Source organism: Kitasatospora sp. NPDC051702 (assembly GCF_040681575.1).
In the GTDB taxonomy this organism is placed as follows: domain Bacteria; phylum Actinomycetota; class Actinomycetes; order Streptomycetales; family Streptomycetaceae; genus Kitasatospora.
In genome coordinates this window covers 66,131-78,134 of sequence record NZ_JBFAZB010000047.1, presented here as the reverse complement: position 1 = coordinate 78,134, position 12,004 = coordinate 66,131, and the positions used below count along the sequence as shown (strand labels likewise).

12 protein-coding genes are annotated in these 12,004 nt (G+C 76.8%); 3 read left to right on the top strand and 9 right to left on the bottom strand.

Annotated elements, in window-relative coordinates:
* Positions 1-100: 100 nt before the first annotated feature.
* From AB0N04_RS30945 to AB0N04_RS30910, 8 genes are all read right to left on the bottom strand, one after another.
* The gene (locus AB0N04_RS30945; RefSeq protein WP_360222955.1) at positions 101-280 is read right to left on the bottom strand and encodes a thiazolylpeptide-type bacteriocin; all 180 of its coding nucleotides are present in this window, start codon (positions 278-280) and stop codon (positions 101-103) included.
* A 106-nt stretch (positions 281-386) separates the two neighbouring features.
* Positions 387-587 (bottom strand): thiazolylpeptide-type bacteriocin, encoded by a 201-nt coding sequence (locus AB0N04_RS30940; protein ID WP_360222958.1) that lies wholly within the window; start codon positions 585-587, stop codon positions 387-389.
* A gap of 403 nt (positions 588-990) precedes the next feature.
* Entirely contained in the window at positions 991-2,043 is a 1,053-nt protein-coding gene (locus AB0N04_RS30935; RefSeq protein WP_360222961.1) for a polysaccharide deacetylase family protein, read from the bottom strand.
* Between the two features lie 119 nt (positions 2,044-2,162).
* Positions 2,163-3,401 (bottom strand): styrene monooxygenase/indole monooxygenase family protein, encoded by a 1,239-nt coding sequence (locus AB0N04_RS30930; protein ID WP_360222964.1) that lies wholly within the window; start codon positions 3,399-3,401, stop codon positions 2,163-2,165.
* A gap of 251 nt (positions 3,402-3,652) precedes the next feature.
* Positions 3,653-5,473 (bottom strand): lanthionine synthetase LanC family protein, encoded by a 1,821-nt coding sequence (locus tag AB0N04_RS30925; RefSeq protein ID WP_360222967.1) that lies wholly within the window; start codon positions 5,471-5,473, stop codon positions 3,653-3,655.
* A gap of 39 nt (positions 5,474-5,512) precedes the next feature.
* Entirely contained in the window at positions 5,513-5,686 is a 174-nt protein-coding gene (locus tag AB0N04_RS30920) for a hypothetical protein (RefSeq protein ID WP_360222970.1), read from the bottom strand.
* A 167-nt stretch (positions 5,687-5,853) separates the two neighbouring features.
* Entirely contained in the window at positions 5,854-6,552 is a 699-nt protein-coding gene (locus AB0N04_RS30915) for a pyridoxamine 5'-phosphate oxidase family protein (RefSeq protein WP_360222973.1), read from the bottom strand.
* Positions 6,553-6,812: 260 nt separating this feature from the next.
* Positions 6,813-7,550 carry an SDR family oxidoreductase gene (locus tag AB0N04_RS30910; RefSeq protein ID WP_360222975.1) on the bottom strand — a complete coding sequence of 246 codons (738 nt, stop codon included), beginning with the start codon at positions 7,548-7,550 and terminating at the stop codon, positions 6,813-6,815.
* 189 nt (positions 7,551-7,739) lie between these two features.
* Between AB0N04_RS30910 and AB0N04_RS30905 the strand changes: the two genes are divergently transcribed.
* Positions 7,740-8,312 (top strand): TetR/AcrR family transcriptional regulator, encoded by a 573-nt coding sequence (locus tag AB0N04_RS30905; protein WP_360222977.1) that lies wholly within the window; start codon positions 7,740-7,742, stop codon positions 8,310-8,312.
* A gap of 69 nt (positions 8,313-8,381) precedes the next feature.
* Here the strand turns inward: AB0N04_RS30905 and AB0N04_RS30900 are convergent, their stop codons facing one another.
* Complete coding sequence (locus tag AB0N04_RS30900; protein WP_360222979.1) at positions 8,382-9,305, bottom strand: LysR family transcriptional regulator; 924 nt, start codon at positions 9,303-9,305, stop codon at positions 8,382-8,384.
* Between the two features lie 191 nt (positions 9,306-9,496).
* Between AB0N04_RS30900 and AB0N04_RS30895 the strand changes: the two genes are divergently transcribed.
* Both AB0N04_RS30895 and AB0N04_RS30890 read left to right on the top strand, forming a co-directional pair.
* Complete coding sequence (locus AB0N04_RS30895; RefSeq protein ID WP_360222982.1) at positions 9,497-10,945, top strand: MFS transporter; 1,449 nt, start codon at positions 9,497-9,499, stop codon at positions 10,943-10,945.
* 162 nt (positions 10,946-11,107) lie between these two features.
* Positions 11,108-11,905: a slipin family protein gene (locus AB0N04_RS30890; RefSeq protein WP_360222984.1), complete on the top strand. Its 798-nt coding sequence runs from the start codon at positions 11,108-11,110 to the stop codon at positions 11,903-11,905.
* The last annotated feature ends 99 nt before the right edge of the window (positions 11,906-12,004 follow it).

Genomic DNA, 12,004 nt, shown 5'->3' with positions numbered 1-12,004 from the left:
GGGGGGGGGGGGCGGGGGGGGGGCGCCCCCCCCCCCCGCCCCGCCGGGGGGGGGGGGGCCCCCCGCCCCCCCCCCCCCCCCCCCCGCGACCCTGCCGGGCTCAGTACGGATGGACCGGCGGGTGCGGAACGGCGCAGGAGGACGATCCGCAGGAGGTGGAGCTGGGCCCGCCCGAGGCCCCCGTCTCCGGCAGGGCGACGGTGTCGCGCAGGGCGGTGACGGTCAGCTCACCGAGGTCGAGGTCGTCGAGGGCGAGGACGTCCTCGGGATGGTCGGTCATGGGGGCTCCGTAAGGTGTTGATCGCGGTTCGGTCTGGTGCGGGACGGGCCACTTCGGGGCGGGCCACTGCGGGTCGGTCCGCGTCACGGACCGACCCGGCGGTGCGTCAGGCGGATTCCATGCCGGGCAGGTTGGGCTGCGCGCAGGAGGACGAGCCCTGGCAGGAGCAGGACCCCCACGACCCGCCGTTCTCCGGCAGGGCGACGGTGTCACGCAGGGCGGTGACGGTCAGCTCGTCGAGGTCCAGGTCCTGCAGCTCGAGGCCCTGGGCGGCAGAAGCGGATGTGGGCATGACAGATTCGGACATGGCGGACTCCCTGGGATGGGGGTGGGCGAGGCGCGGGCGCGCCTGCCGGACGGGGACGGCGGAGGTGCCTGTCCCCCGTGGACGCGGCGCACCCGGATCGTCCCGACACCGGTGCAGCGCCGCTCTCAGGCGAGTCTAGGTTCGCTGGAGCCGCTCTCGGGACGGGCGCCGGGCGCATTGGCCGGTTGTCCCGCTCCCGGGGCGCAAGACCGTAGCCCGCCCCAGCCGCACTTGAGCGAGCCGCGACGGGTCCCTCTGGTCCACGCTCCCGGGGGCGCTCCGGCGAGGCACCGCGCCCCGCACCCCGGCACCGGCCGCGGCACCCCGGTAGCGGCACGGGCACCGGCATCGACCGCAACGGCCCGGCACCGACCGCCGGCCGTCCGTCCGACCGGTTGGCCGGCTACGCGGGCAGCAGCGTGTCCAGCCCGACCAGGGCCAGGCCCCGCGCCAGCAGCCCCTCGATGATGGCGGGCAGCGCCGCCACCGTCTGGGAGCGGTCCCCCGCCCCGTCGTGGAGCAGGACCACCGAGCCCGGACGGGCGGCGGCCAGCACGGTCTCGGCTATCCGGTCCGGACCGGGCTGGGACCAGTCCCGGGAGTCGACGTCCCAGAGCACGGTGGTGCGGCCGCTGGCCCCTATCCGATGCAGCACCGCCGGGGTGCGGGAGCCGTAGGGCGGCCGGAACCAGCGGGCCGCGGGGCTGCCGGCGCGGCCCAGCGCCTCGTCGGTGCGGTCGAGCTGCTCGGTCAGCTGCGGCCCGGTGAGGTCGGGCAGGAAGGGGTGCGACCAGGTGTGGCCGCCGACGCCGTGGCCCTCGCCCACCAGCCGTCGGACCAGGTCGGGGTGGGCGCGGGCGTGCATGCCGACGGTGAAGAAGGTGGCGTGCGCGCCGTAGCGGGCCAGCAGGGCGAGGATCCGCGGGGTGTGCCGCGGGTCCGGGCCGTCGTCGAAGGTGAGCGCGACGGCGTCGACGCCCCGGGGGCCGTGCGGGACGAGCCGCCCGCTGGCGCGCAGCTCGCGCTCGGCCGGTTCACTGCGGGCCAGCCCGCGCTGGTACTCCTCGCCGCGCCCGGCCAGCGAGCCGCTGGCGACGGTGAGCCGGTCGAGGCCGCCGGGGGCGCCTACGGCGGCGAGGGCGAGGCTGTGGGCGGGGGCGGAGCCGAGCAGTGGCCGGGCCGGCAGGTGCCAGGGGTCGGCGCGCAGGACGGTGAGGCCGACCGCGGTGAGGGTGGCGTCCAGCAGGCCGTTGGTGCTGTCGATGACGACGCTGAGCGGCGGGCCGCCGTGGTGGTCGGCGAGCAGGTCGCGGACCAGGTCGGCGGTGCGGGCCGCGCCGTAGTGGGCCGGGGCGGCGCACTCCCGTCCGTGCCGGTCCAGCTGGGCCGTCCGGTAGCCGTCCGCGCTCCAGGCGACCCCGACGTACCGGGCCGCTCTGCCGTCCTCCGTGTTCATCGTCGTTCCGTTCCCTCGGTGCCGGGCAGGGGGATCGGGCGCCCGCTGCTGCTGCGGACGCCCGATCGCGGTGGTGGATCGCGGTGGTGGATCGCGGTGGTCGGATCGCGAGGGGCGGCTCAGGCTCCCGGCGTGACCGAGGCCAGGTAGGCCGCCGCCTTCGCCGGGTCGAAGAACCACTGCTCCAGGTCGGCCGGGTCGTCGAAGGCGTTGGCGAACCGGTCGGCCACCGCTGGGAGTTGCCCCGCGGCGCCGAACAGCTGGAGGACGTGCTCGGGCGGCGGCGCGAGCATCGCGTTGGTCCAGGCCGTGGTGGGGCGCGCGGTGCGCCAGTAGCGGTCGAAGGTGTCCTGCATGAAGTCGCGGTCGAAGGGCTTGTCGCCGTGGGCGAGGATCCGCTCCAGGTATCCGGCGGCGCACTTCGCGGCGTTGTTGGAGCCCTGCCCGGTGATCGGGTCGTTGGCCACGACCACGTCCGCGACGCCCAGCACCGCTCCGCCGCCGGGCAGTTCGCCGACCGGGTGGCGGACGCCCGGGGTGAAGCGCCCGGCCAGGGTGGCCCCGGCGTCGGTGAGTTCGAGGCCGCCCCTGGTCCGGTCGTACTCCCAGGGAGTGAAGGTCTTCATCAGCTCCAGGGTCACCCGGAGGTGTTCGGCCTGGTCCCGGAGACCGTCGAACGCGTCGGCGGGGCCGCCCGGTACGGCCTCCCAGAACAGGATGTCGCACGGGCCGCCGCCGGTCAGCGCCGGGATGACGAACAGCTCCCCCACCCCGGGCACGACGTTGCACCGCACCGCGGGGAAGGCGTGCTCGGGGCGCGGGCCGAGCCCGTGCACGTAGCTGACGGCCAGTGCCCGCTGCGGCCGGTCGAACGGGGAGTGCTCGTGGTCGCGCTCGAACATCCCGGCCAGCTCGCCCTTCCCGGCGGCGACCAGCACCAGGTCGTAGGAGCGCGAGAGGTGTTCCAGGTCGGCGACGGTGGCCTGCTTCAGCACGACCCGGCCACCGCGCCCGGCGAAGGCCTCCAGCCAGTCGGACATCTTCAGCCGCTGGTCCACGGACTGCGCGGGGGCGTCCAGCCGCCCGACCCAGTCGAGCACCCGCGCGGACTCCGGCCCGGCGACCGACATCCCGATCCCCTCGATCTGCGGGGTGTCGCCGGACCACCGGTCCAGGCCGAGCTCGCGTTCGGTCCGCAGCGCGGAGTCGAACATGCACTGGGTGGACAGCACCCGGCCACCGCGGACGGCGTCCGCGTCGCGGTCGGTCATCACCGTCACGTCGTAGCCGTGGGACTGCAGCCCCAGCGCCAGTTGGAGGCCGGCCTGCCCGGCGCCGACGATCAGAATTCTGCGCATCGTCTCCGCTTTCCTGGTTGTACGTCCCGGCCGGCCCCAACACCCCTGCCACCCAGGGCCCGTGGGCCCGCTGGTGCGGACGGGGCGCCCGACCGGCCGCCACTGGTCTGAATACCAGTCATCGGGCCCCCGCGTCCACGGCCCGGGCCGCCGGGCCCGCCGCGGCGCCGTCCGCGGTCGCGGCCGTCCGGGCGTGGGAGGTGCGGATCCCCTCCCCTGCCGGGGCGCTGACGTTCCGTCGGACCGGACCGTCAGCCCAGGGGCAGCCTGGCCGGCACCGGGCCGCCGCGCCGGGAGAGGCGGCGGAGGAAGGTCAGGATGCCGGGGGTGCCGTAGCCCCAGGCGGAGGACTCCGCGGTCAGGCTGCGGCCCGGGAACAGCGGCCGGCCGGGCGGTCCGCCGGCCCGGGTGAGCAGCAGCGTCGCGAGCTCCTCGGCCCGGTAGCGGTCCCGCGGGTCGCCGGTGACGGCCGCGAGGTCGACCAGGAGCTCGCCGGCTCCGGCCAGCCCGCAGCAGCGGGACACCAGGGCGGTGCGCGGGGCGAGGGTCCGGCAGGCCCCGGCCGCGTCGGCGGCGAGGACGATCAGGGCGTCGTCGCCGTACCGGCGGCCGGCCTGGAGCAGGACGGTGCCGAGGCCCGCCAGCCCGCGGCACCAGGAGAGGTGGCGGTGCGGGTCGGCGCCCGGGCGCAGCGCGTCCGCCACCGTCCGGGGGAGCCGGGCGGCGAGGTCCTCGACGATGCGGCGGGCGGCGCGCTGGGAGGCCTCGTCGGGCATGGCGAGGAGGAAGTGGGCGACGCCCGCGCGGCCGTGCGCGAAACCCTCGGCGCGGGCGGCCGCGCCGGGGCGGGGCGGCTCGCCGACCGAGCCGGGGCGGGGCGCCTGGCCCGGGACGTCCTGCGGGCTCTCGGGCGGGCGGGTGGTGAGCCGCTCGGCACAGGCGGACGCCGCCGCGAGGTGCCGGTCGGTGTCGGTGCCGAGCGCGGCGAGCAGCAGGTGGCCGGTGCCAATCCCGGCGGCGCCGGTCAGCTGCTCCGTCCCGGCGGACTCCTGGTGGCGGTACGGGGGCGGATCCGTTCCCAGCGTGTCCGGGCCCAGGACGGCGGCGGCCTGCGCGAGGAAGAGGTCGACGCCCGTCCGGCCGCGGTAGAGCGAGCCGTCGAGGCGGTCGAGGCCCGGGTGGCCGGCCGTCCAGCGGGCCAGGGCGGCGGCGGCGGCCCGGGCGTCCGGGCGGTCGGCGTGCTGCAGCAGTTCGAGCCCGAGCCCGGCGCCGCCGTCGAAGAACGAGAGCAGGTCGCGGGGTACGGCGGTGCGGTCGTCGGCGGCGATCAGGTCGTGCGCCATCCGCGCGCAGGTGGCGACGGTGTGGTCGAGGATCCTGGCCAGCCGCGCCCGGTGCGGTGGCGTACAGGCGCGCCACGGCGCCGGGGAGCGGTCGGGGGCGGCGCCGCGCAGCTGGGCGGCGGCCGCCGAGCGCCGCTCCGGGGCGAAGCTGAGCAGGTCCGTGAGCAGGGCCAGCGCCGGGTCCTCGGGGCCGGCGGCGGGGAGGGCGGCGTGCAGGCAGGCCAGGGTGCGGTCCCGGTTGGTCACCGGGTCCGGGTCGACGACCACCGGGTCGAGGGCGGTGAGCGCGAAGTGGAGGGTGGTGCCGAGCGCGTAGTAGTCCTCGGTGGGGTCCGCGCCGGTGGCGCCGGGCAGCGCGTAGCCCGGCGGGCGGTCCTCGCCGCGGGCGCCCGAGCTGCCGCGCACGCGGCCACCGTCCGCGGCGGTGGCACCCTCCGCGGCGGTGGCACCTTCGACCGGGCCGATGCCGGCCAGGGCTCCGTCCGCGGCGAGGCGCACCTGTCCGGGTTCGAGCCCGAGCAGCACCTCACCGCGCGCGTGCGCCGCGTCCAGGGCGCTCAGCAGCCGGCACGCCAGCGGCCACCAGGCCCGCCCGTCCGGCTGGGGGCCGAGCCGGTAGGGTCCGGCGGCGAGGACGTCCTGCCGCAGGTCGCGGGGCGCGCGGGCGCCGGTGTCGGGCCGCCCGTCGGCGGCGGTGCGGTTGATCGTGCCGCCTGCTGGTGTGCTCACGGTCCGTCCCTCCCCCGGGTCCGCCGGTCGGCGGCCGGATCAGCAGTGCGCGGTGGGCTCCGGGCGGGTCCGGTCGCCGGTGGCCCACGGGTCGCCGGGGCGCGCGGCGGGCTCGCCGGTCCCGCCGGCGGGCTCGGAGACCTCGGAGACGTCGGGGTCGGCGTCGAGGTCGAGCCGGCGGGCGGCGCGGATCCCGGGCACCGCTGCGGTCATGGCTGCTCCCTCCCTGCGGGCTCGGTGGACGCTCCTGGGGCCGGCGGCGGTCCGACGATCCGGCCCCGACCGCGTCACGGCGCACGTCCGCGACCACGGCCGCACGTGCCGCCGGACGCCCGCCCGCGGCGATGCTAGCGGTGTGCGGGCGGCCGCGTCGCGACCGTTCAACCGCTGACCAGACGGCGGCCGGTGATCTTGTCCGGCCGGATGCGGATCCAGTGCGGCCGGTCGCCGCCCGCCCAGGGGCTGGCGCCCGGGAGGTCGGCGAGGCGGCGGACCTCGTCCGGGTCCTCGACGTGGTGGGCGGTGCCGAGGGCGAGGACGCTCCAGCCCCGGCCCAGGTACTCGTCGATGTGGTCGATCTGGAAGGACAGCGCGGTGCCCTCGGGCAGCCCGGCGGCGGAGTGTCCGCCGGTCCGGTAGGCGAAGGTGCCGTCGTCGACCACGTAGTTGACGGGGTAGACGACCGGGCCGGGCTGGACGGGCAGCGCGACCCGGCCGACGCCGTGGGCGCCGACCAGGTCCCAGCACTCCCGCTCGGTGAGGTCCAGCAGCCGGGGGCGAGGGCCGGGACCGCCCTGCCCGGGTGGGGCGTCGGCGCGGCCTTCGAGCAGGGTGCTCCGGCTGAGGCCGAGGGCGGCGGCGATGCGCAGGAAGCCGCCGGGGTCGAAGGCCGGCCCGGCTTCGAGCAGGTGGTGCAGGTAGCGCGGGGCCATGGCCGCCTGCCGGGCGAGGTCGTCCTCGCTGAGCCCGAGCCGTTCGCGCCGTTCGGCGACCCGGCGGGCCACGGCGGCGGGGTCGGCCCGCTGCAACGCCTCGGGGTGGACGGCGTCGGAGTGGGCGGCGTCGGGGGTGTCGTTCACGGTGGTGGCTCCTCGGCGTGCCGGCGGGTCGTCCTGGCTCGGCGGCCGGGGCCGTCCCTCGGGAGGATCGCGTCCGGGGCCGCGTCCGGTCGGCGACCAGGCCGGACCCATCCAAGCGCCCGGCCTCCGACAAGTCGAGGAACGGCGGGGCCGTGCGTGTCGACGGGCGGGGGCGCGCGGCCGGGAGCGCGCGCCCCCGCCCCGCCCGGCACGCGGGAACGAGGACGGACACCGGCGGGGTGCGCGGCCCCGGGGTGGCGTCAGGCCTGCACGGTGGGCCGGACGACGATCTCGCTGACGTCGACGCCGTCGGGCTGCTCGATCGCGTAGCCGATGGCGGAGGCGACGGCGGAGGGCGGCATGGCGATCTCGTCGCGCTGCCGGGTCATCGCGGCCGCGGCCTCCGGGCTGGCGCCCTTGCCCACGCCCTCGGTGTGGGTGAAGCCGGGCGAGACGAGGGTGACCCGCAGGTCGGGGCCGGACTCCTGGCGCAGCCCCTCGGTGAGCACCTTGACCGCCGTCTTGGTGGCCGCGTAGACGGCCTGGGGGGACTTGACGACGTAGGCCGCGGTGGAGCCGACGTTGACGAACTGTCCGGAGCGCTGGCGGCGGAAGACGGGCAGGGCCGCCCCGATGCCGTTGAGCAGCCCGGTGACGTGGGTGGCGACCATCGCGTCCCAGTCGTCCTGGCGCAGGTCGTCGAAGGGGGAGACGGCCATCGTGCCCGCGTTGGAGACGAGGACGTCGAGGCGGCCGAACCGGTCGACGGCGGTGTCGGTCAGCCGCTGGAGGTCCTGGCGACGCGTGACGTCGACGACGACGCCGACGGCGGTGCCGCCGCCGGCCGTGATGGCGTCGACGACGGCGTTCAGCCGGTCCTCCCGGCGCGCGCCGAGCACGAGCCTGGCGCCGCGCTCGGCGAGGTACGCCGCGGTCGCTTCGCCGATGCCGCTGCTGGCGCCCGTGATCGCGATGACCTTGCCCTCGATGCCCGCCATGATCAGCTCCCTTTCGTGGGTACGCACCGGTCAGCGCGTTGACGTGGAGGCCTGTCCTCGAACCTGCGGCTGCGGGTCCGAAGGCAGGCCCTAGAGTGAAAACGGGGAATCCCCCACTTGCCGCAGACTAAGTGGGGAGCCCCCCACTTAGCAAGCCGCAGGGCACCTCAGAGGAAGTGACGGGCATTCATGGACGACGCGACGCACCGACCGCTGCGGGCTGACGCGCGGCGCAACCGGGAGAAGGTCCTGGCCGCCGCCGTGCACCTGTTCACGACGCAGGGACTGGACACCCCGATGGAGCGGATCGCCCAGGAGGCGGGCGTCGGCAGCGCGACGCTGTACCGCAACTTCCCCACCCGGGAGGCCCTGGTCGAGGCGGTCTACCGCAACGAGCTGGCCCAGCTCTGCGAGGCCGTCCCCGGCCTGCTCGCCGAGCACCCGCCGACCGAGGCCCTGCGCGCCTGGACCCTCCTGTTCCTCGACTACGTGACCGCCAAGTACGGCATGATCGACGCCCTGCGCGCGATCGCCGCGACAGGGGGCAACCCCTACGGGCAGAGCCGGGAGCTGATCCTGGCCGCGGTCACCGAGCTGATGGCCGCCTGCACGGCGGCCGGGGCGATCCGCACCGACATCACGCCGGGCGACCTCGCCGCCGCCCTCGAGGGCATCGCCCTCACCTCCGCGGGTGCCGGGCACCGCCCGCAGGCCGAGCGGCTGCTCGGCCTCACCCTGGACGGCCTCGCCGTCCGCCCCTGAGCCACCCGCCCGGCCCGCGGCCCCGGGCGCGGGCGCGGGGCCGGGGCGCACAGGGACACCCGGCGCAGGTCAGTGCGGCGGCTCGTCCGCGGGCCCGGTCAGGGTGGCGGCGAGCTCCGTCAGGGTGTCGCGCAGCAGCCGCAGCAGCGGGTCCTGGTCGCGGCGCGGGTGCCAGAGCAGGGTGACCCGCAGCGGGCGCAGCCGCAGCGGGGCGGGCACGGGCACCACCCCGGCCGTGTCCGCGAGCTCCCGCACCAGCGCGTCCGGCGCGACGGTGACCAGGTCCGTGCGGCCGACCAGGTGCAGTGCGGCGAGGAAGCCGGGGACCACGCAGCGCACGGTGCGGGGGTGGCCGGCCTCGCGCAGTTCCCGGTCGGCCGCGTCGTCGGGCCGGCCGCTGCGGGAGACCAGCACGTGCCCGGCGGCGGCGAAGCGCTCCGGGGTGAGCTCGCCCCGGGTGAGGGGGTGGCCGGCCCGGACGGCGGCGGTGAGTCCGGCCCGCACGAGCCCGAGCGAGCGCAGATCGGGGTACTTGGCCGCGTTGACGACGACCGCGAGGTCGGCCGTCCCGTCCCGCACGGCCTCCGCGCCGTCGCGGCCGCCGTCGGTGGCCAGCAGTCGCAGTTCGGCGGCGGGGGCGGTGGCGGCGAGGCGGGTCAGCAGGTCCGCGCTCCTGGTGACGATCAGGTCCTGCGGCGCGAGGACGGTCAGCCCGCGCTCCAGCGGCCGGGCCTGACGGTCGAGCAGTTCCTCGGCCTGTTCGAGCCAGAGGCGCAGCCGGGGCCGGAGGTCGACGGCGGCGGCGGTGGGCCGCAGCCCGCGCCCGGAGCGGACCAGCAGCGGGTCCTGGAGCGCCCGGCGCAGCCGGCCGAGGGCGCGGCTGGTCGCGGGGACGGAGAGGTTGAGCCGCTGCGCGGCCCGGGTCACCGAGCCCTCCTCCAGGAGCGCGTCCAGGACCACCAGCAGGTTGAGGTCGAGCGACGACAGTTGCACCAGGTGAAACTATCAGTTGCCGTTTTGCCGATTGCCGCAAACGACGACGACGCCTAGGTTCGAAGGCAGAGCGACCGCGCGAGGGCGTGTCCGGCAGGATCCGCCGGCCGGGGCCCGGGCCCCGGCCGGACCACACCGCCGAGGACGCGCCCGTCCGTCGCCTCTCCCACCACGACCCGGAAGGGGTCCCCATGCCGCCTGCCCTGGACTCGACGAACGATCCCGGGCCCGGGGTCCGCACCCTCGGCCCCGCGCTGCTGACCGCCGTCTGCGGCGCGTCGATGTTCATCACCAGCCTGGACGCGACGGCGGTGAACGTCGCCCTGCCCGCACTGCGGCGTGAACTGCACGCCTCCCCCGACCAGTTGGCGTGGGTGGTGGACGCCTACACGCTCACCCTCGCGGTGCTGCTCCTGCTGTCCGGAGCCCTCGGGGACCGGCTCGGCCGGCGGGCCATGTTCCGGGCCGGACTGCTGGTGTTCGGCCTCGGCTCGCTCGGCTGCACCCTCGCCACCGGGCCCGGTTGGCTCGTCGCGGTGCGCGTCCTGCAGGGGTGCGGCGCGGCGCTGCTGGGGCCGAACGCCCTGTCCACGCTGACGTCCGCGATCACCGACCCGGTGCGCCGGGCGCGGGTGATCGGCGTCTGGGCCGGGATCTTCGGGCTCGCCGCCGCGGTGGGCCCGCTGGTCGGCGGGTCGCTGGTCGACGCCGTGGGCTGGCGGTGGATCTTCCTGGTGAACCTGCCGGTGGTCGCCGTCGCGCTGGTCGCCTCGGTGCGGGTGCCGGAGACCAGGGGCGGGACGGGCCGCCCGCTCGACCCGGCCGGGCTGGCGCTGGGCGCGGTGGCCGTGCTCGGCCTCACCGAACTGCTCGTCCACGGTGCCCACCACGGGTACGGCGGCGTCGTCCCGCCGGTCTGCGCGGCGATGGCGCTCGGCGGCGGCGCGGCGTTCGTCGCGGTCGAACGGCGGCGCCGCCACCCGGTGTTCCCGCTCGCGCTGGTCCGGCACGGCACCTTCACGGCGGCCACCGTCACGGCGGTGCTCGTGTTCGCGGTCCTGGCCGGCTTCCTCTTCGTCTCCAGCGTGTACTGGCAGCAGGAGCGGCACCTCTCGGCGCTCGGGACGGGGCTCGCGCTGCTCCCGGCGACGCTGGCGATCGCCGTGGTGTCGCCGCTGAGCGGGCGGCTGATCCCGGTCGTCGGGGCGCGCCGGCTGCTGGTCGGCTCGGGTCTGCTGCTGGCACTGGGCGCGGGGCTGCTCGCGCTGGCCTCCGGCGGCGACGGCTACCTGCCGTACGCGGCGGGGTACCTGGCGCTCGGGCTGGGCTTCGGCCTGGTCAACCCGCCGATCACCAACACCGCCGTGACCGGCCTCCCGCCGCAGCAGTCCGGCGTGGCCGCAGCCCTGGCCACCACCTCCCGGCAGCTGGGGAACACGCTGGGCGTCGCGGTGCTCGCCGCCACGGCCGCGGGGCCGGTGCTGGACCAGCGGCGGGCCTGGCTGATCGCGCTCGGTCTCGGCCTGGCCGTCGCGGTGCTCAACGCCTTGGTGGGCGGAGGCCCCGGTCGCGGCGGCCAGGCCCCGCGGGCAGGGGCGGGGGCGGACACGAACGAACCGGTCCGGGTCGGCGGTCGCTGACGGCCCGCCGGGCCGGCGGAGACGGCCCGTCAGGAGGGTGACGCACGCGCCTGTCGGAGCCGCGCGGGGCGGGCGCATACTGTGCCACGCGGCTCGCACCGCGCGACGGGGCCCACTCCGGGCCCGGCCCGGCTGCGCCGCGACGGGGAAGGTCGGACGAACGTGGCAATACTCGTGGTCGTCGCCGTGTTGGCGCTGCTGTGGCTGCTCACCGGTGTGCGGGTGGTCCAGCAGTACGAGCGGGGCGTGGTGTTCCGGCTCGGCCGGGTGCTCGGGAAGGTCCGCGAACCGGGCGTCACCCTGCTGGTGCCGGTCGTCGACCGGATGCGCAAGGTCAACGTCCAGGTCGTCACCATGCCGGTGCCCGCCCAGGAGGGCATCACCAAGGACAACGTCTCGGTCAGCGTCGACGCGGTGCTGTACTTCCGCGTCGTCGAGCCCATCAAGGCCACCGTCGACGTGCAGAACTACGCCTTCGCGATGCTCCAGGTCGCCCAGACCTCGCTGCGCTCGATCATCGGCAAGAGCGAGCTGGACGACCTGCTCTCCGGCCGGGAGAACCTCCACCAGGGGCTGGAGGTCATGCTGGAGAGCCCGGCCACCGGCTGGGGCGTGCACATCGACCGGGTGGAGATCAAGGACGTCAGCCTGCCGGACTCGATGAAGCGCTCGATGGCCCGCCAGGCGGAGGCGGACCGCGAGCGCCGGGCCCGCATCATCACCGCCGACGGCGAGTTCCAGGCCGCGGCCAAGCTCGCCGAGGCCGCCGCCAAGATGGCCGAGACCCCGGCGGCGATGCAGCTGCGGCTCCTGCAGACCGTGGTCGAGGTCGCGGCGGAGAAGAACTCGACGCTGGTCCTGCCGTTCCCGGTGGAACTGCTGCGCTTCTTCGAGGCCTCGGCCGGCCGGGTCGCGGAGGGCGCCGCCGTCCCGGCCCAGGCCCGCTCCGAGGACGGCTGACCGACGCTCCCCCGGCCGGCGGGGCACCGGCACGGTGACGGGGGGGGGGGCGGGGCGCGCGCCGCCCGCCCGCCCGGGCGAGGGGGGTGATATTGTACG